The following is a 19,235-nucleotide window of genomic DNA, read 5'->3' on the forward strand; positions in this document are numbered from 1 at the left end:
AAATAACGGTACCTGGTACCGTTATTCCTTGGTACCGTTATTCCTTCCCCGTCTTGCCAGCTGAAAGTCAGCGCTAATCAGGCTCACCCAAATCCTCGGCGGCGAACGCCTATATGGCGACGCTTTAAGAATTTGCCTAATTGCCCGCAGGGCTGGCACCTCTCATCATATCGTCAGAATCTGGGAGGAATCGGCAATGCATAAGGGCAACGAACGAGGATTGGCGCGTTTCGCACTGCAATGCACTCTGTGGGCAGAACGGTGGTTTCCCGATGCATGGGTGTTTGCGGCGCTGGGGGTGCTGGTGGTCGCGCTGGCAGCGATGGGCTTTGGCGCCACGCCGAAAGCCGCCGTGAGTGCATTCGGTGACGGCTTCTGGAGCCTGATCCCTTTCACGATGCAAATGGCGTTTGTGGTGATCGGCGGTTATGTCGTGGCCACGGCACCGCTTGTTGCACGCTTTATCGATGTTCTGGCGCGTGTGCCGCGCAGTGGACGCGCTGCGATCTGTTATGTCGGATTGATCAGCATGCTGGCGTCGTTGCTGTCGTGGGGTTTTTCGCTGGTGTTTGGCGGCTTGCTGGTGCGCGCGCTGGCACGGCGCGAAGCGTTGCACATGGATTACCGCGCAGCCGGCGCCGCGGCGTATCTCGGCTTGGGCGCCGTGTGGGCGATGGGATTGTCTTCATCGGCCGCGCAGTTGCAGGCGAACCCGGCGAGCATGCCGCCGGGGTTGTTGAAGATCACGGGTGTGCTGCCTTTCAGTCAGACGATTTTTCTGTGGCAGTCGATCGCGCTGACGAGTGTGCTCATCGCGGTGTCACTACTGATCTGCTGGTTCACTGCGCCATCGAAAGACCATGTACGCACCGCGCAGGACTTTGGCGTGACGGAAACAGCCACACCGGCACTACCGCCGCGCAGTCGACCGGGCGAGTGGCTGGAATACAGCCCTCTGCTGTCGCTGCTGATCGGATTGCTCGGTTTCGGCTGGCTCGCTTATGAATTCGCGAGCAAGCCGGCGGTGACGGCCATTGCGAATCTCAACACGTACAACCTTTTGTTTCTCACCGTTGGCCTGGTACTGCACTGGCGGCCGCGCAGCTTTCTCAATGCGGTCTCGCGTGCGGTGCCGAGTACGGCCGGCGTGCTGATCCAATTTCCGCTGTATGGCGGTATCGCGGCATTACTTACGCACGCACCGGGCTTCGGCGATGAAACCTTGGCGCACCGGTTGTCCGGGATGTTCGTGCACATCGCCTCCACCGAGACATTTTCGCTGGTGATGGGGGCTTACTCCGCCGTGCTTGGTTTCTTTGTGCCATCGGGCGGCGGAAAGTGGCTGGTCGAAGCACCGTACGTAATGCAGGCAGCGAACGACCTGCATGTGCATCTGGGCTGGGCCGTACAGGTTTACAACGCCGCCGAAGCGCTGCCGAATCTGATCAACCCCTTCTGGATGCTGCCGCTGCTCGGCGTGCTCGGGCTGAAGGCGCGCGATGTGGTCGGCTTCACCTTCATGCAGATGCTGGTGCATGTGCCGCTGGTGCTGGGTCTGCTGTGGCTGCTTGGCCGTACGCTTACTTATGTACCGCCGGTGATGCCTTAAGTGAGAACTGCCTCCTGCAAACAGGAGGAGAGAGTAAAGTTTTGGTGATCGACTGCATTGTTCCGCGATATTGCCTGACATCCAGCGATGAAACCTTCGAGAGATAGTGAGTGATCTGGCCTCACCGCCTTTCGGGTGATGGAACAGCCATCCACTCACGAACGGAATAGAGGCAATGGCAATATTTTATGCAGTTGTAGAAGATGACCCGCTCGACAGCGGCGGCCGGGTTTTGATGGGTAATCGTCGCAGCACGATTACCGGGCCGGATGGTAGACCGCGCCGAATGGCGTTTCTTGGTGATCAGGCTTGGTGCGATACGTGCAAGAGCCTTGGTGAAATCGTTGCCTCGCCGGGTTCACCACAACAAAGGCGAATTTTTGATGCCACGATTGGTCAGCGACAGGCGTTAGGCGACGATCTCGTGCTATGCAAATGCGCCAAGCATCCCCGAATCATTCCAATGTATGGGCGCAAATTCAGCATAACCGTCAACAGCGCAACTGCGGTCGCACAAACAGCTACTGCAAATAGTCCAACTGCGACCGCCGACTCCGTAATCGATGATCTCGATGAAATCATTGAGCAAAGCTTTGCGTTGCTCGACGACGGAACAACTCCTGTGGATGGATACCGCTACGATCTTTACAGCAATGGCCTTCTGCATACCCATAAGGGTTCATATTCAAACGGAGAGACGGCAAGCGTTCAAGGACAGACAACCTTGAGGCTCGTCACATGGATTGAACGAGACTCGGCGAGTAAAGATGTATGAATGATCCATATCCTTTCGGTGAGCATGATTCGGGCATTTCTCAATATGCCTTATCTGATTCTCCACTCTCAGCTCCAATAGATGCACAAACAAGGCAGCTTGCGGCGATGGCGTACGGCGAGGCATCGACTCAAAACAACTCCGACGAGATGATGGCGCTGGCAAGTGTCCTCGTAAGGCAGCGGGACGCGCGGGGCTATTCTGATATAGCGACATTTGCGTCTAAGGAGCGTTCGTTTTCATACGTCGTGAGTGACGGCAATGTGCGCTATCAGGCATTGATGAAAGCATCCGACAAAGAGATAGCAAATAATATGGGCATGCAAGCAGCAATTGCTGCCGCCAAAAACGCACTGAACGGGGGACCAGATAAATCTAATGGCGCCTATTTTTGGGATGGCGCGGATATCAAGACGAACTACGCGCACCACGCTAAGGTTAAGAGAGGGATAAAGATCACAAATCCGAGCCACAACATATACGGAATTAGTGATTCTACTAAGCTTGTTATTCAATATAGGTATGTAAAGACCAAGAACAAGAAAACAGGAAAAATTGCAATCAAGCAGGAGGAGATCGGTCGCTACGATCATCTATATGAATCGACCGCTGGAATTGGTGGGACGATTTTTTGGAAATTTGGTCAAGCGTACCTAAACGCAACACATGCAAAGGTTTATAAATGAAGCAGATCATCCTCGCCGCTGTGTTACTGGCAATATCTTGCGTAGTATTTGCCACGCCGCCATCAGAACAGTTGGTGCGTAGTTGCCTGCAGGACCGTGCCGCTGCGTCGTCGATTGTTGTTCATAATCTTGACACCACGAAGGTCATAGAAGAAGACGACTATTCTGACGGCTTCAATACACCTTACTACTTTAAATACAAAGGTGGCGATGTTGGCTACGCAGAACGAAAGGATTCCAGAGCCCTCATCTTCATGGGAAAGCTCTACAGGCTGTCATCAGCTATCTCACTGGGAGATAACCGTGGGCCGCCAACTGATTTCACCCCTAGTCTTGCGGACTGGAGCATCGTCACCGAAGGGGCGCAGAAGTACCTTTGTGTAAGCTTCAATTTTGACGGGCTAGGTCAAAGCGGGGACTTTCAAAACGTCCACGGAGGGTATTTGCTAAACACCATGACCAAAGAGTTATATTTTGTAGTGCGCGACATACGGTAGTAGCACTTCGCTTCGCTTCGGTTCCGTACAGAACATAAGAACAAAGCGAACAAAAGGGACTGAGATAGTTAAAGAGATTTAATTACTTCCATCCTTTTATCTGGCTTTTATAAATCCCTTCCTCGCCTCAGCTTAACCTCGCTCTTGCTCGGGCACCCGATGCGACGCCGAGCAAATCGATCGGTGCACTCTGTGACGTCATCAAAATATCTTTCGGCGAGTTCCCTAACTGCCGAAAAGCTGTTTATGCGATACATGTCGGTGCCTAGATCGTTAGAGGGCGACATTCGAGTCAAACCGGGTCGAATGCTCAACATGGGAACTAGATATTGATCGAAGACAATTTCGCCAGTTTTATCGAGCCGGATAAGTAGTAAGAAGTCTGCTCGCTGAGAAGGTCGGACTTGAAATATCCACTCGATTTTTCCTGCCCTGTTCGGCCTTGCTCGAATCAGCCTGATAAAGATGCTCCACCTGTTATCGACAAGCACGATGTTGTGCTTTCTATCGGGCACAACCAGGTGCTCATCAAGACGAAGCTCATCCATGAGTTGATCAAGAGCGTTTTCGGTATCGATGCGTTTTGTTCGATTTCGGTCGATGTAGGAGCAATTTTTGAAGGTAGGTATGCCGGCCATCTCATATGCTCTTAGGAGCGTTCCGAAGCGGTCTCGATAAGTCGTGTACTTGGGCATCTCGTAACTACTCTCGATAACGCTCTTGCTGATTCTTCCCCTTTCTTCGTACAGTCTCTTCAGCATCCTTATCATCGTTTCATCGTCAAACGTTCGAAAGCGGTATTGGATGCGTTCGGCAGCCTCACGGAACTGCGTTACTGGAATGAGGGGTGGAAATGCATGTTCATAGCGAATGACCTTGCAGGGTGATTCCGGGTGCGTCTTGCGTGTGAAGCGGTCGTCGTAACATCTAAAGATCATGGTTCCGATATAGCGTTCATCCGTGAGCAGTTTTCTGATCTTGTAAAAGGTCCAAGGTGCGCCACGCAACCAAGTCGAAGGATCTTTATTCAGGTCATCCATGATCTGCGTCGCCTGCAGATTCCTTATGGTGAACGCGTCAAATATCCGCCGAACTACGGCAATTTCATGCTCTGGTCCGGGGACGACCCGAACCCGGTCACCGTAACCACGCCTGCGCTGCCCGTCTTCGAGTGTTCCCAACACTCGGCCATCCGGTGTGACTATTGCGCGGCGTAGACCTATACCGACATAGCTACCTTGGTGATATCCAAGGGCGGCTAACCTCTGATGGGCCTGAGACACTTTGACGGACAACTCCCGGCTGTACTCAGCAGCCATAGCGCGCTTGAGGTTTTTGAGGATGCCCGAGATTGGTGCTGCGTAGTCATCAAACGCCTCCGCGCAATAAATCACGTTCACGCCAGCTCGCTTACAAATGTGTTCGTAATAAGCAGCCTCGTCGGTGTTCTGAAAGCGCCCCCACCGACTGACGTCATAGGTCAGCACAACTTCGAATTGTCGCTCCGGCTTTTGCACATCCCGAATCAACTCTTGCAGCCCCTTTCGTCCCTCAAACGTCAGACCGCTCTTGGCCTCGTCTGAATACGTTCGTGCCACGGCAATATTGTGCTTCTCCGCATAAGCGAACAAAGCATGTGCTTGGTTAGCAAGCGAATACTGCTGCTTATCGGTAGACATTCTCATGTAGAGAACACCCCTACGGCTTGGCGTTTGCACCTCGGCATTTGAATGGATCGGCTCGCGACTCATAGCAATGACCTCTTGGAGGCGATGGACTCGCTGATTATCAAAGCCAGGGCGTACGCGCCTCGGCCAAATGAAGGCAACAGCTAGTGTGCGCCTTTCGGAAAAATGCAACCGATTTCGGAACAACGATTCAACCCGCTTCGTCCGCACGTTGTTGCGCGTGACGTCACCTTTGATAGCTGCACGCGAAACAGCATCGGCCGTAATCGTTGATCAGCGTGCGCTGACAGACGTTCGCAGGGTGGCGTGCGAAGGTCGCCGAGTCGGGCGCGGCGTTCTCGTGGCACCAAACCGCCCGACGCTCAGTGAAGTAGCGCGGACCGCATGGGGTGGAGCCCATACGATCCGCTAACCACAACTAACTTTCAGGAGTTAATCATGGCTAAGCCCGATGATACGGCACTCGTTTGCCATCGTCCCGGCCCCAGAGTGCGCACAGCGTATTTCTTCACCATCGTTTTCCCGAAACGATGTCGGGCAATCAGGGCTAACGACTAAACGGACCATCCATTTCCGATAGTCCTTGCAGGATTTTTCCTGCAGCCCGTCACGCCGTATGCAATGTACGGCGTGATCTAAGCGTGCACATGCACAGGGTCGCAGTTTGCGGCCGATCTCATCGCGCAAAGGAACAACGATGAAAGAGAAAGCTCCAGGAGCCTGGCTCACACTCAACACCAGTTACTACCCTGCCCCCATCGGCAACCCGCTCGCCCTGCTGGACGATGCTTACACGTTGCTGGAAAGCGCCCAAGGCATCGTCCACCTCATGCGGGATGCACTACAACTCTCTCCCTGCGTCGACCCGCGCGCGCTAGCGCTTGCGCTGAAAGGTGTCGAAACGCTTATGGAAATGAGCGCCGGTTCTACCGAAGCGGCCCATGTGCGCTTCGAGGAGATTGGGGACGGCTGGGTTGCCAGTCATTGAAGCAAGCAGGGTGGGTTGAACAAGGGAAACTCAAGGAAACGGGACTACTCCAGACAGTGTCCTTTTGAGACGCTTTTTTCTGCAATCAGAGAGGCGTTGCGGTCGTAACAATGCAGGCCAGCACCTACCTTTATTAGTCAGATGGCTTACAGCGACTAACAATTGAAACCCATTCATCACCGTTAACGAACTGTCGCATCCTCGAATCGCGCTTGTTCGTAAAGAAAAATCATTAGGCAAGGTTCAGAACCAACAGCGCACCCGCAAATACTGCCAACCATTCGAATACGTGAGGGGCCTGAGAATGAATAAGTCGACCTGTCTTGCAGCTGCTCTACTAGTGGGCGTAATCAGCTTTCCCGTATGCAATAACGCTTATGGTAATCACGTTAATATGCCAACGCCTTGCCAAGCAGGTGGCGGGACGCTATCCGTTGCCAAGAGAACACTGACAACAGCAGACTTTCGCTACGTGGGGCAACCTGTACTCCAGAGCAGCAAATCCCGATTAGGCTCCACACCCGACGAAGTGCAAGCGAATTTTGCGGACATCATCGAAGCCAATTTTCAATACGGGAGCACGGAACATCTCCTGAACGGTCTCTCGGAACGAGAACTCAATGACCTCGCAGATTTATATGCCATACGCACGCAAGGCAATACGCAACCACTCCTGAAAATCTTTGCCAAACGTCTTAGTGACCAATCACTAATCAGAGTGGCAAAAGTGTTCGGTACTAAACAGGTGAGCGCAGCGGTCAATGAGTATGCTTCGCCCGACATACAAAGCTCATTCAATACAAAGGTGGCCGCTATTGACCCCGTGCAGCCGTTATCTGGCCTAGCAACACCTATGGCTGCTCCAACGTTAGATATGACGCTCCAGGAAATCTACCTTGAATTTCGCACTGCCCCGGTTGGCAGCGTGGGACCGACGGCAGCCATCGCCGAAACAACTATGTATAGCGCAATTTGGTTAACGGCTGCGTGGAAAACTGGTACGGCAATAGGTAACCAGCTTCACGATTTGATCGTAACTTACGATCCATCGCTAGACGATGCCATTGGCGGCACCGTGGCAGGCATGGTCGATCAAGCCAACCAATCGTGGGACCAATTCACGCAAGGAGAATATCAAAATTCTTTCGATGCGCTCTTTGGATATCCCGTTACCAATAGCGAAAATCCAGCAGGAGATTTCGGCGAGTTTTCGGACATGGACTTTTATTTAAACGCCTGTAGTCCATAAGTAGAAAAGGGTGGGTGATATACCGCGCACCCACTTAACCCGGGAGACGCCCATGGGAAGCACACGTACCTCTGGCTCGCGCTGGCTGAAAGTCAGTCTTTTCCTAGCACTGGCCATCATCGGAGTTATACAAAGACCCTCACTTGCGTCGTACCTGTTTGCCGCAGGTTTCATGTGTTGGGCATGGTGCGAGGCTTTTACAAAGCGATCGTCGCTCACGAAATTGCGCTCCACCATCGGAGAGATCTACCGTGGCTATAGAGACTCTGGACAGCGCACAGAATCAATGATTGTCGCTGTCAGCGTCCTAGGTCTGATACTTTGCACAGCGGGTTTTGTAGTGCAGTGGCAGTCCTGAGCAAGGGTACCTAGTACCGTTATTCAGGCATCGTCCACCTCATGCGGGATGCACTACAACTCTCTCCATGCGTCGATGCGCGCGCGCTAGCGCTTGCGCTGAAAGGTGTCGAAACGCTTATGGAAATGAGCGCTGGCTCTACCGAAGCGGCCCATGTGCGCTTCGAGGAGATCGGGGAAGGCTGGGTTGCCAGCCATTGAAGCAAGCGGGGCGGGTTGAACAAGGAAAACTCAACCCAACCCCGTTCTGTTCGTCTCAGAATTTCTCGCCCATCGGTAGATAGCGCCACATTCCCGGCGGCATCGCACCGTTCGGGCCCTTGCCCAACGCTACCCTGCCGATGCGCAATCGGCGGATCGACACGACGCCCAGCCCGACCTGTGCGCACATGTCGCGCAACTGTCCCACTTGCACGCCCTTGATCGCGAAGCGCAGCCGGGTCTCGTTCTGCCAACTGACCTTGCACGGCGGCAGCGCACGACCGTTGAAACTCAGGCCATGACTGAGCCGGCGCAGACCGTCGGGCGCGATCGCGCCGCAGATTTCGACGATGTACTCGTGCTCAATAAGGTCCGCATCCTCGGTCAGGCGGCGCCATACACGGCCGTCCTGGGTCAACACCATCAAGCCACTGGCCTCGGTGTCCAATGGCACCGGCGATGTCAAACGATGGAAATGGCGCCGCAGCAGGCGCTCACCACTGGGATCATCCGCCCAGCGTGTCGCCGGCGTCACCAGGGAACTGGCGGGCTTGTAAGCGTTGCTCGCATCGAACCCAGCTGGCTTGTGCAACAAGATCGTGGCTGGCTCCACCGCTTCCAGGCGAGCGTTGGGGTCGAGTTCGACACGCTCGACGGTTACCTTGTGCTGAGGCATCTCGATCACCTGCCCGTCCACCGACACCCAGCCGTTCTGGATAAATTGCTCGGCTTCGGCGCGTGAGAGCCCGAACAGTTCGGAGACACGATGGGCAAGTCGAACTGGAGCGGACATGGGAATAGCCAGGGAAGCGAGAACGCAGTGTAACGATTGGAAAGCCGTCGGTGCGCGAAGCGATGAAATGTTCGCTTCCGGGGCTAACGAACAAGGGTACCTGGTACCGTTATTCTCTGCTTTCGTTTTTCACACCCTTTGGTCAAACGATCTCAGGCAACAGCTGCATGCTGATTAGCAACTTCTGTGCGCTCAACCAGAACGAATCTCCTTGACCGATCGGAAGCGACCGCTTCCAATTTCCAATGCCTGAACCAAACATAATTGGACACTGCTTTTTCCCGAACCTCCATACCGGTTCCCAGTGAGACAATTCGATAATTCCCGTGTTCGACCCAAACTGATACGACAAGCTCGCCATCAGTACCCACACCAAGGTCGCCGGTAATCGGATCGGCGTTTCCAATCATTGATCCGAGTGTGATTTCGAGCTGACGCTTCAAAATTTGTATTGCCACTTGCTTTGCCGGATGCGTGGATATCGTAGCAATTTGAAACGCGCTCGCCCCACCCGTAGAGACTATAAGGTCGACTGGTTTATCCACCTGAAACGGGTTAATCAGGCGGATCTTCATCACAACCGCATCGTCGTGCAAGTAGAAAGAACCCACGGGGGAATTCAAGAGACTGACTGACTGAACTTCGCCAACTGCAAAGGGACCAGTTTCCACGAGATTTCCTCCCCTTACCTCTAGATAGTTAAAGAGATTTAATTACCTCTGTCACCTTCAGTACTCAGCCGTAAATTCGTTGAGCCGAAGAAATCACCTTCGAACAATTTGCCTCAAAGGCGTGCTCAAGCTCCGTAAATGGGTTCGTGCACCATTCCGCGGGCAGCCCTCTTCGCAGCGCCTCACTAAGTAGAAGAAAATACTGATCAGACAAATTTTTCCAAAATTTCCTAATTCGTTCTATACGAAGCCCAATACGTCGAACAGTATCTTTTTCATTGGCTATCTGTGCTGTTAGCGCCTTCAGGGTTTCCCATAGGCCGTCGTGAGAAATGAAGGTATCCATAAGCATCGCCTCCAGGAACGTAAAATCGGCGATCAATTCTCTTACAACATAGCCACCTAGACGTGTCGCAAAGAAAGAAGAAGAAAACTTTGGCTCTTCATGAGACGCCGTTTGAGCGAACCTCAACCTGCACAAATCTTGTATTACTTTGGTAACCGACGCATCCCCATAACCCAGCTTTCGGCAGACATCTCTGAGACTCGAACCATCTATAAATTCTGCAGTCGCATCACTACCGAATCTGACGAGGCCAGCCAACACAAACATACGAAGCATTTGCGATGATGAGCGCGACAGCCTCGAATCAAATGGGTTTCCAATTACCGAGAAAGCCTCAGAATAAACATTCTGATTACCTAAAAGAATCGCCCGAAATGCCTCATGCCTAGGAAGTACATATTTTTGCTTCAATTTGTGCAAGCTTATCGCCTTGCCAGGCTCCGTGTACCCGCGCTCAAGAAATTCTCGCGTCATACGCAATGCCAAACGGACATCTTTATTTGCTAGAACTTCTATCCTCGTCCCTATCTCGGTACCCAAAACGCTTTGTTGAATGAGTTCTGCAAAAACACTCAAATCATCTACTTCAAACCTAGCTCCATTTTCGGCAGTAAAGTGCCCCGCCTTATTTTTTAGCGCTCGATGAAGGACCATGAATCGTCTTGAAAGCACCGCCGTAATTTCCGGGGCTTCAATAGACAACGGATCAAAATCGAACGCATCGAAGGATGGATGATTTCTGTGCCTAACAAAGGTTCCTTCTCTCATCGCCAATACCAAATTTACGCTAAAACGCGAAGCAAATGATATTGCGTCTGCAAAGACCTTACCTTGGAAATCCTCGCTTTCAAATTGATCGACGTTGTCGATCACGAGAAATATTGGCTGCTTCGACGATGCATATTTGATTAGCTTGTCGACGTATGGCTTCACATTGTTGTAATCAGCCATTACAACATCAGACAGTCTTCGCTTAAATTCCTCATCAGAGCTCGCTATCAGTGACAGCGGCCCTCTTCGAAGAGAATCAATTTCATCCTTGTAGGCCGACCGGATCGCACGATCCCATGAACTAAAAAAATCGTCATTTTTAATATATTCAAATATAGCAGCATATATGGCTTCGATTGGGCGCTCCCCACCGGAGACGGCCCTTAAATCAACATATATCCAATGCGGGTATTCACGATCTTTTCTTGAAGCAAAGAAGTCGTCAGTAACCACTTGCCTCGTATAGCTTAAATATGTCGTTTTACCGGCTCCGACGCTTCCTAAAACTAACAACGCCAAAGGGCGACCGTGCTTGGCTGCATCCTCAATGGCTTTTATGAAAACCTTTGACTCGCGCTCCCGAAGGGGCCGGACTACATGTTCACCAAACAAGGCATCGTGACGCCGAAGATGCATTTTGATTCGACCATCAAACTTTGTTCTGTCCGGTGTCGGCACATAACAAAGTTCAAGAAAGTCTTTACCCCTTCCTGCAATCGTGTCTGAAAAGCAATCAATCACTTCGTTTTCAATAAGATGAAAAATTGGATTGGCTGGTCTTGCGCTATCCCGATGGACTTGAGTTCTGAGGCGACGCTCTTGCAATTGATCTTCGGTACGCCCTAGGAGTTCTCTTTCCAGAAATCCGTCGACCACCCCATCTCGAGAAAGTAACGAAACAAAGTAGCCAAGTTCTGTGCCAAGTGCTACATCAGCAGAATCGAAAACTATTGCGCTAGACCTGTTGAATTCAATTTGATCTGACCTGCTTGCCGGAAAAATGATCCACTGCGACCCATTAGTTACCACAGCAAAAGGGATAGACTTTGATCGCCCATAGTCTCTTGCCTGAATTATTGCGTCGCCAACGTCCCCCTTAACGAACCCAGGAGTTAGCTGCACTCGGCGATCCACTACTCCTTGCAAGTCAAACGAAGCTCCAGCTCGTTTGGCTTCTATGACAATCGCTGTATTAGCAGTGCGTAGCACGTAATCTATATAGCGCGCCTTCCCATCTTCACTTATTCGCTCTTCAGGGTGAATGTCTGCCAATGTCCAACCAAGTAACTGCTTGATGACATCGTCCACAACTTTCAGGCGCGTCTCTGCTTCATTGGCATGTGCCAGCTTCAGGTCACCAACGCGCTCACGTATTTCGCGAGCTACTCCAACAAGCTCTAACTGCGAGTAATCGTCCGTCATACCATTAACCCCCTGTCAGATAACGATCGGCCACTCTCTTCTTCTGTAAAAGGCCCACCGAAGTGGGCCCTTATGTCTTTACATATTCCGCCGGTACTCCCCACCCACGTCATACAGCGCATGGGAAATCTGCCCCAACGAGTTGTACTTCACCGCCTCCATCAACTGCTCGAACACGTTCTTACGCTCACGCGCGGTGTTCTGTAGCGTCTTGAGGCTTTCCGGCGCCAGGCTGTTGCGGGCTTTACCGAATGCCAGCACGTTGTCGATCTGCTGACCCTTCTCTTCTTCCGTGGAGCGGATGAGTTCGATTTCGGTGGCGATTTCACCGCCGTGGTCTTTGGGCAGGAAGGTGTTGACGCCGATGAGCGGCAGGCTGCCGTCGTGTTTCTTTTGTTCGTAGTACATCGATTCTTCCTGAATCTTGCCGCGTTGGTACATGGTGTCCATGGCGCCGAGTACGCCGCCGCGTTCGCTGATGGCTTCGAATTCTTTGTAGACGGCTTCTTCGACGATGTCGGTGAGGGCATCGACCACGTAGCTGCCCTGCCAGGGGTTTTCGTTGAAGTTGAGGCCGAGTTCTTTGTTGATGATCATCTGGATGGCCACGGCGCGGCGCACGCTTTCTTCGGTGGGCGTGGTGATGGCTTCGTCGTAGGCGTTGGTGTGCAGGCTGTTGCAGTTATCGAACAATGCGTACAGCGCTTGCAGCGTGGTGCGGATGTCGTTGAACTGGATTTCCTGCGCGTGCAGGGAGCGGCCGGATGTCTGGATGTGGTACTTCATCATCTGGCTGCGTGCGCTGGCGCCGTAGCGTTCGCGCATGGCGCGTGCCCAGATGCGGCGGGCGACACGGCCGATGACGGTGTACTCCGGGTCCATGCCGTTGGAGAAGAAGAAGCTTAGGTTGGGCGCGAAGTCGTCGATGTGCATGCCGCGCGCGAGGTAGTACTCGACAATGGTGAAACCGTTGCTGAGGGTGAAGGCGAGCTGGCTGATCGGGTTGGCGCCGGCTTCGGCGATGTGATAACCGGAGATGGAGACCGAATAGAAGTTGCGCACTTTGTGGTCGACGAAGTACTGCTGGATGTCGCCCATCATGCGCAGCGCGAATTCGGTGCTGAAGATGCAGGTGTTTTGCGCCTGGTCTTCCTTGAGGATGTCGGCCTGCACGGTGCCGCGCACGGTTTGCAGGGTTTCCTCTTTGATGCGTGCGTACGTTTGTGCATCGACGAGTTGATCGCCGGTGACGCCGAGCAGGCTTAGGCCGAGGCCTTCGTTGCCTTTGGGCAGGTCGCCGGAATACGTCGGACGCTGCTTGCCGGCGAAGAGTTCGTCGATGCGCTTTTGCGCGGCGGCCCAGCGTGCGGGATCTTCCTTCAGGTATTTCTCGACGTTCTGGTCGATCGCGGTGTTCATGTACATCGCGAGGATGATCGGCGCGGGACCGTTGATGGTCATCGAGACGGAACTGGTCGGCGAGCTGAGGTCGAAGCCGGAGTACAGCTTCTTCATGTCGTCGAGCGTGGCGACGTTGACGCCGGAGTTGCCGATCTTGCCGTAGATGTCCGGGCGCGGTGCGGGATCTTCGCCGTACAGGGTGACGGAGTCGAACGCGGTGGAAAGACGCGTGGCGGCACCGCCCTGGCTGAGGTAATGGAAACGGCGGTTAGTGCGCTCGGGTGTGCCCTCGCCCGCGAACATGCGGGTGGGATCTTCGCCGGTGCGGCGATACGGATACACGCCGCCGGTGTACGGGTAGTGGCCCGGCAGGTTTTCGCGCATCAGGAAGCGGAGTTGATCGCCCCAATCCTTGGTCTTGGGCGGCGCGACCTTCGGAATTTTCTGGTGGCTGAGCGATTCGCGGTAGTTCTCCACGCGGATCACTTTGTCGCGCACTTTGTATTCGTTTACGTCATCGGTGACGGTCTTGTAGCGTGCGGGCCAGTCGCGCAGCAGGTGCACGGCTTCGTGGCTGAGTTCGCGCAGCGCGGCGTTGTAGCGCTGGCGCAGCACGAGCATGGAGCGGTCGGCGTTGGCGTCGTGCGTGGCTTCGTGGTCGTAGCGCTCCAGTGCGTGCGGGAGTTTTTCGTCGCCGAGTTCTTTCAGCGCTTCGTAGTAGTGCTGCGCCTTGCTGGCGTATTCGGCTTCGGTTTCGATCTGGGCGTTGATGCCGCGGCCTTGTTCGGCGATCTCGGCGAGGTAGCGCACGCGTGCACCGGGGATCAGCACGGTGGCGCGCGGTTCTTTCAGCGTTACGTCCAGGTTGGGTTTGAAATCGCAGTTGGGGCTAAGAGCGACCCCACCCTGCCCTCCCCTGGAAGGGGAGGGTTCTGCGTTGAGGTTTCCCCTTGCCGAGGGTTCAATGTGCAGCTTGTCGCGCAGCAGGCGGCAGAGGTTGGTGAACATCCAGGTGACGCCCGGATCGTTGAACTGGCTGGCGATGGTGGGATACACCGGCACGTCTTCGTCTTTCAGGCTGAAGGCGGTGCGGTTGCGCTTCCACTGCTTGCGCACGTCGCGCAGCGCGTCTTCGGCGCCGCGCTTGTCGAATTTGTTGAGCACCACGAGTTCGGCGAAATCGAGCATGTCGATTTTCTCGAGCTGGCTGGCGGCGCCGTAGTCGCTGGTCATCACGTAGACGGGGAAGTCGACGAGGTCGACGATTTCCGAATCGCTCTGGCCAATGCCGGCGGTTTCCACGATCACCAGGTCGTAGGGCTGCGCCTTGAGGAAGTTGATGCAGTCGTGCAGCACTTCGTTGGTGGCGGCGTTCTGGCGGCGCGTGGCCATGGAGCGCATGTAGATGCGATGGCTGCGCAGCGCATTCATGCGGATGCGGTCGCCCAGCAAGGCACCGCCGCTGCGGCGGCGCGTGGGGTCGACGGCGAGCACGGCGATGCGCATCTGCGGGAAGGCGTGCAGGAAGCGCAGCAGCAGTTCGTCCACCACGGAGGATTTACCCGCGCCGCCGGTGCCGGTCATGCCGAGCACGGGCGTGTGCTTGCCGGCCAGCGCCCATTCTTTGCGCAGGCGTGCGAGTTCGGTGTCGCTGAGCTTGTCTTCTTCGATGGCGGACAGCGTGTGGCCGATGCTGATTTCGTCGTCGATGCTGATGGTGGCAGGCACCAGGGCTTCGTTCTGCTCGCGCTTGGCGGCAGCGTTGCCGGCGCGGTGCATAACGTCTTCGATCATCTCGGTGAGGCCGAGCTTCATGCCGTCGTTGGGGTGGTAGATGCGCTCCACGCCGTAGGCCTGCAGTTCGCGGATTTCTTCCGGCGTGATGGTGCCGCCGCCGCCGCCGAACACGCGGATGTGCGAGGCGCCCTTCTCCTTGAGCATGTCCACCATGTACTTGAAGTACTCGACGTGCCCGCCCTGGTAGGACGACAGCGCGATGGCGTCGGCATCTTCTTGCAGTGCAGCACGAACGACATCTTCCACCGAGCGGTTGTGGCCCAGGTGAATCACCTCCGCGCCCTGCGCCTGGATGATGCGGCGCATGATGTTGATCGCGGCGTCATGGCCGTCGAACAGGCTGGCGGCGGTGACGAAACGCAGAGGACTGGTTTCGGCCTGCGCAGCGGTGGCGGGGACGTGCTTGGCGGGGGAACTCATGGGGACTCCGACAACGTGTGTGCTAGCCCTGCATTCTAGTGGGGTTGCCCGTTAAGCGCGCGCAGGAGGGCCTAAGTGGGCGTCGGCGCGGTGATTATCCGCAGTCGGGCGCGGGTTTGATGCCCTGTCGCCGCCATCCCGGCGCAGGCCCGGGTTCACGGGTGCGCTACGGCGAAGCCGGCCAGTGACAGCGAGGGCATGGGAGCGAAACGAGGATGACAGCATTGGCGCGAAAGCAGGATTAGACTTGGGTCATCGGGAGATTTGCGTTGGGCTTTTGCGTTGTTCCATACAGCGTTTAAAGGATGGTGGCCTATGCAATCGACGAGCCTTCGGCGCGTACCGCGCCTGCAGATGTGGCATCAGATCCTGATCGCGATGATTCTCGGCCTTGCGGTCGGGCATTTCGTCGGCGAGCCCGCCAAGGTGTTTGCGCCGCTGGGCGACATCTTCATGTCGCTGATTCGCATGTGCGTGATACCGGTGGTGTTCGTGTCGCTGGTGACCGGTATCACGTCGCTGTCGGACATGGCATCGATGCGGCGCATCGCGTGGAAGTCCCTCGTTATTTATGCGGTATCGATGATGCTGATGGCCGCCATCGCCATGGGCTTGGCCATGTTGCTTAAAGTGGGCGCGGGTTTTGGATTGGCCGCGACCAGCTCAGGCGCGCCAACCGCGCCGCCGACCAGTATCAAGGATGCGTTGATCGGTGCGATTCCGTCGAACCCGTTCAAGGCGTTTGCGGAGGGCGCGTTGTTGCCCACTATCGTGTTTTCGATTTTCTTTGCACTGGCGATCAATTTTGCCGGCGAGGCGGCGGCGCAAGTGCGAGGCTTTTTCAACAGCCTTTCCAGCGTGGTGTTCAAGCTGATCCATATGGTGCTGAAGTTTGCTCCGTTTGGCGTGTTCGGCTTGATGGCTTATGTGACGGCCGATCACGGCTTTTCCGTGTTGGGGCATCTTGGCTCGCTGGTGGCGGTGAACTATGCGGCAATACTGTTTTTCTTGCTGGTGATTTGCAGCGCGTACTTGCTGGCGTTTCGCCTTAATCCTCTGCCGTTTTTGCGCAAGATGATCGCTGTGCAACTGTTTGCGTACTCCTCGGCGAGCAGCGCGGCGACGCTGCCGTTGAATTTGGAGAACGCGCAGGACCGCATCGGCGTGGACACGCGCGTGGCGAGCTTTGTGTTGCCGCTAGGTTGTACCGTGAATATGGCGGGGCTTGCTTGCTACCTCGGCACGGTGACGATTTTCGCGAGCAATGCGTACGGCGTTGAGCTGTCTTTCACGCAATTGCTCACGGTGATGCTCACTACCACGCTTGCATCGATCGGCGCTGCCGGCATTCCCGGCGCGGGCCTGGTGGTGATGGGACTGGTGCTATCGTCGGTGGGGTTGCCGCTGGAGGTCATCGGGGTGATCGCAGCGGTGGATCGGTTGATCGATATGTGCGTTACCGTCGCGAATGTCACCGGCGATACGGTGACGGCGGTCATGGTGGCCAAGTCGGAGGGGCAGTTGGATCTGGAGCGGTATACGCAGGCGTGAGGTTTAGCTTTTGCGTTGCCGTCGTTCCTCGCTTCACCGTCATTCCGGCCTGCGCCGGAATGACGGTGAGGGGTGTCTGACGGTGTGAGCTGTCCACCGTGAGGGAGTGTCGATGACTACGCCACCCCAAACGGCAGATTCGGCGACGCCACCACGCGATTGCCCACGCATTCGCCACGCAGAAAAGCCAGCGTCCCCTCGATCACTTCCGGCGCATCCAGAATTTTGTGGTGGCCGAGCCCCTGCGTCGTCAGCAGACGTGCGCCGCTCCAGTAGCGCGCGTAGCGCTCGCCCTCTTCCCATGGCACTTCGCGATCGCCGAGATCGTGGATGACAAGGCCCGGCTGGCCGAGTCTGGGCAGCGTGTGATGAGCAGCCAGATCGCGCGGCGCAATGCCCGTGCGATGTTCGTACCAACTCATGAAAGGTTCGTGCAGATGCGAGCCCAGATGCACAAAACGGAAGAACCGATGCGCAGCCGCTTCGATGTCGGCGGCTGGCGCGATTACCACGAGTTTGTGCGCGTGCCACGCTTCGCATTGCGCCAGCGTGACGGCGGCACCGCCCATCGAATGGCCGATGGCGAGCGCCGCGTCGCCGAAGTGTTTGCCGACTTCGCGGATGGTGTCGATGCAATCGGGCAGCGTGCACAAACGGCCGGTGCTCTCGCCATGACCGGGTTGATCGAAGGTGACGACGGCGTAGCCCAGTGCACGCAGCTTCTGCACCCACGGCAGGTAGCGCAGACCGAAACTGGACCAGCCATGCACCAGCAAGGCATACGGTTGCGTGGCGGGATCGCCCCACACGTAGGTAGCGATGGTTTCGCCACCGATCTGCAAGTCGCGCCGCTGCATGGCGCTGTCGGGCTTAGCTGCGCGCGCACGGCTGCGGCTACTGGCGAACGGCGTGGCGAACAGGCGCGCGGCACGATCCACCGTGCGCTGCGGCGCCAGGCGACCGCCTACGACAAACCCGATGCGCACGGCACCGAGCTTCAATACATGACGTGAGGAATGACGATGCGTGCGTGCAGTTGGGCGTGTCATGGGAAAGCTCCTGGGGGTTCAGGGCCGATAGCTGGCGAACAGACGATCGAGCGCAGCCGACGTGCAACGGCTGGCCTCGTCAAAACCGAACAGCCCCGCGTCGTGGTGCAGGCCGAGCATCAGGGCGTAGATTTCGAAGGCGAATACGGTGGTGTCGGTGTCGACGCGGAAATCGCCCACCTGCACGGCGAGCGCAATCGCGCGCTTGATTTCGTTGCGCCAGTCCGACTGTTGTTGCTTGACGCGCTGGCGCAGCAGGCTGTCTTCGCGGCCGTCGTATTCCACCGCGGCGCTGAGGAGCACGCAGCCGGTGGCGTGGATGCGTCCCCATTCGATCCAGTTTTCGACGATGGCGCGCAGACGCGGCAAGCCGCGCGGCTGTTTGAGTGCCGGGTGCAGGATGAAGGCCACGAAACGGGCGGATACCGCGTCGAGCAGCGCCAGTTGCAGATCTTCGCGGGAGCCGAAGTGGGCGAAGACGCCGCTTTTGGACATGCCCACGCCTGAGGCGAGCGTGCCGATGGAGAGGCCTTCCATGCCGTCTTGGCGGGCCAGCTGGTAGGCCTGCTCGAGGATCAGCTCGCGGGTTGCGGCGCCTTTGCTGGGGGTGGTGGTAGCGTTCATGGAATCTAAAATAGCACGACCGTTCGTTTTATTCTAGCCCCATTGTACGGTCCCGGCTCACGCATCACGCTCGTCGTCCCGGCGAAAGCCGGGACCCAGTGACTTTGGTTTGTGATTGTGTTGATGCGTTATCGCCAGGTTGCTCGCCTGCGCGGCGGGCGTTTCGCGCTCTCACGTGCTCGCACGCTTCACGTCCGTCGTCCCGGCGAAAGCCGGGACCCAGTGGCGTTGGTTTTTATTTGGGCGTGATCGCCAGGTTGCTCGCCTGCGCGGCGGGCGTTTCGCGCTCTCATGTGCGCGCACGCTTCACGTCCGTCGTCCCGGCGAAAGCCGGGACCCA

14 protein-coding genes are annotated in these 19,235 nt (G+C 55.9%); 7 read left to right on the top strand and 7 right to left on the bottom strand.

Annotation, left to right across the window (positions count from 1 at the left end):
* Nucleotides 1–196 precede the first annotated feature (196 nt).
* The 4 genes from DWU99_RS20395 to DWU99_RS20410 all read left to right on the top strand — a co-directional run bounded on the left by DWU99_RS20395 (nt 197) and on the right by DWU99_RS20410 (nt 3,567).
* A complete protein-coding gene (locus DWU99_RS20395) occupies nt 197–1,609 on the top strand; it encodes a short-chain fatty acid transporter (protein WP_199535890.1) in 1,413 nt (470 codons plus the stop codon).
* Between the two features lie 175 nt (nt 1,610–1,784).
* Nucleotides 1,785–2,384: a PAAR domain-containing protein gene (locus tag DWU99_RS20400; protein ID WP_115479944.1), complete on the top strand. Its 600-nt coding sequence runs from the start codon at nt 1,785–1,787 to the stop codon at nt 2,382–2,384.
* Nucleotides 2,381–3,070 (top strand): hypothetical protein, encoded by a 690-nt coding sequence (locus DWU99_RS20405; RefSeq protein WP_199535891.1) that lies wholly within the window; start codon nt 2,381–2,383, stop codon nt 3,068–3,070. The genes DWU99_RS20400 and DWU99_RS20405 overlap by 4 nt, the downstream gene beginning before the upstream one ends.
* On the top strand, nt 3,067–3,567 hold the full coding sequence (locus DWU99_RS20410; RefSeq protein WP_115479945.1) for a hypothetical protein: 501 nt from the start codon (nt 3,067–3,069) through the stop codon (nt 3,565–3,567). Before DWU99_RS20405 ends, DWU99_RS20410 begins: the two co-directional genes overlap by 4 nt.
* Before the next feature lie 107 nt (nt 3,568–3,674).
* Here the strand turns inward: DWU99_RS20410 and DWU99_RS20415 are convergent, their stop codons facing one another.
* The gene (locus DWU99_RS20415; protein ID WP_115479946.1) at nt 3,675–5,318 is read right to left on the bottom strand and encodes a recombinase family protein; all 1,644 of its coding nucleotides are present in this window, start codon (nt 5,316–5,318) and stop codon (nt 3,675–3,677) included.
* A 634-nt stretch (nt 5,319–5,952) separates the two neighbouring features.
* Here DWU99_RS20415 and DWU99_RS20420 point away from each other — a divergent pair.
* Both DWU99_RS20420 and DWU99_RS20425 read left to right on the top strand, forming a co-directional pair.
* Nucleotides 5,953–6,243: a hypothetical protein gene (locus DWU99_RS20420; protein WP_115479947.1), complete on the top strand. Its 291-nt coding sequence runs from the start codon at nt 5,953–5,955 to the stop codon at nt 6,241–6,243.
* 304 nt (nt 6,244–6,547) lie between these two features.
* Entirely contained in the window at nt 6,548–7,492 is a 945-nt protein-coding gene (locus DWU99_RS20425; RefSeq protein ID WP_147292993.1) for a hypothetical protein, read from the top strand.
* Nucleotides 7,493–8,105: 613 nt separating this feature from the next.
* Here the strand turns inward: DWU99_RS20425 and DWU99_RS20430 are convergent.
* The 4 genes from DWU99_RS20430 to DWU99_RS20445 form a co-directional block, all read right to left on the bottom strand.
* Nucleotides 8,106–8,843, bottom strand: a complete 738-nt coding sequence (locus DWU99_RS20430) for an rRNA pseudouridine synthase (RefSeq protein ID WP_115479949.1) — start codon at nt 8,841–8,843, stop codon at nt 8,106–8,108.
* A 152-nt stretch (nt 8,844–8,995) separates the two neighbouring features.
* Nucleotides 8,996–9,514: a hypothetical protein gene (locus DWU99_RS20435; RefSeq protein WP_115479950.1), complete on the bottom strand. Its 519-nt coding sequence runs from the start codon at nt 9,512–9,514 to the stop codon at nt 8,996–8,998.
* 64 nt (nt 9,515–9,578) lie between these two features.
* The gene (locus DWU99_RS20440; protein WP_199535892.1) at nt 9,579–12,053 is read right to left on the bottom strand and encodes a hypothetical protein; all 2,475 of its coding nucleotides are present in this window, start codon (nt 12,051–12,053) and stop codon (nt 9,579–9,581) included.
* Nucleotides 12,054–12,131: 78 nt separating this feature from the next.
* Nucleotides 12,132–15,671, bottom strand: a complete 3,540-nt coding sequence (locus DWU99_RS20445) for a methylmalonyl-CoA mutase family protein (protein ID WP_115479951.1) — start codon at nt 15,669–15,671, stop codon at nt 12,132–12,134.
* 315 nt (nt 15,672–15,986) lie between these two features.
* Here DWU99_RS20445 and DWU99_RS20450 point away from each other — a divergent pair, with 315 nt between their 5' ends.
* Nucleotides 15,987–17,222, top strand: coding sequence for a dicarboxylate/amino acid:cation symporter (locus DWU99_RS20450; RefSeq protein WP_115479952.1), 1,236 nt, complete (start codon nt 15,987–15,989; stop codon nt 17,220–17,222).
* Nucleotides 17,223–17,338: 116 nt separating this feature from the next.
* Here the strand turns inward: DWU99_RS20450 and DWU99_RS20455 are convergent, their stop codons facing one another.
* Entirely contained in the window at nt 17,339–18,271 is a 933-nt protein-coding gene (locus DWU99_RS20455) for an alpha/beta fold hydrolase (protein WP_115479953.1), read from the bottom strand.
* 18 nt (nt 18,272–18,289) lie between these two features.
* Nucleotides 18,290–18,895, bottom strand: a complete 606-nt coding sequence (locus tag DWU99_RS20460) for a TetR/AcrR family transcriptional regulator (RefSeq protein ID WP_115479954.1) — start codon at nt 18,893–18,895, stop codon at nt 18,290–18,292.
* Nucleotides 18,896–19,235 lie beyond the last annotated feature (340 nt).

This window comes from Dyella psychrodurans, from assembly GCF_003363265.1.
GTDB lineage: Bacteria > Pseudomonadota > Gammaproteobacteria > Xanthomonadales > Rhodanobacteraceae > Dyella_B > Dyella_B psychrodurans.

Excerpts from the sequence above, each read along its gene's own strand:
- DWU99_RS20395 (WP_199535890.1), top strand. The coding sequence starts at position 197 with ATGCATAAGGGCAACGAACGAGGATTGGCGCGTTTCGCACTGCAATGC.
- DWU99_RS20440 (WP_199535892.1), bottom strand. The coding sequence starts at position 12,053 with ATGACGGACGATTACTCGCAGTTAGAGCTTGTTGGAGTAGCTCGCGAA.
- DWU99_RS20455 (WP_115479953.1), bottom strand. The coding sequence starts at position 18,271 with ATGACACGCCCAACTGCACGCACGCATCGTCATTCCTCACGTCATGTA.
- DWU99_RS20460 (WP_115479954.1), bottom strand. The coding sequence starts at position 18,895 with ATGAACGCTACCACCACCCCCAGCAAAGGCGCCGCAACCCGCGAGCTG.
- DWU99_RS20405 (WP_199535891.1), top strand. The coding sequence starts at position 2,381 with ATGAATGATCCATATCCTTTCGGTGAGCATGATTCGGGCATTTCTCAA.
- DWU99_RS20425 (WP_147292993.1), top strand. The coding sequence starts at position 6,548 with ATGAATAAGTCGACCTGTCTTGCAGCTGCTCTACTAGTGGGCGTAATC.
- DWU99_RS20420 (WP_115479947.1), top strand. The coding sequence starts at position 5,953 with ATGAAAGAGAAAGCTCCAGGAGCCTGGCTCACACTCAACACCAGTTAC.
- DWU99_RS20415 (WP_115479946.1), bottom strand. The coding sequence starts at position 5,318 with ATGAGTCGCGAGCCGATCCATTCAAATGCCGAGGTGCAAACGCCAAGC.
- DWU99_RS20445 (WP_115479951.1), bottom strand. The coding sequence starts at position 15,671 with ATGAGTTCCCCCGCCAAGCACGTCCCCGCCACCGCTGCGCAGGCCGAA.
- DWU99_RS20430 (WP_115479949.1), bottom strand. The coding sequence starts at position 8,843 with ATGTCCGCTCCAGTTCGACTTGCCCATCGTGTCTCCGAACTGTTCGGG.
- DWU99_RS20400 (WP_115479944.1), top strand. The coding sequence starts at position 1,785 with ATGGCAATATTTTATGCAGTTGTAGAAGATGACCCGCTCGACAGCGGC.
- DWU99_RS20450 (WP_115479952.1), top strand. The coding sequence starts at position 15,987 with ATGCAATCGACGAGCCTTCGGCGCGTACCGCGCCTGCAGATGTGGCAT.
- DWU99_RS20410 (WP_115479945.1), top strand. The coding sequence starts at position 3,067 with ATGAAGCAGATCATCCTCGCCGCTGTGTTACTGGCAATATCTTGCGTA.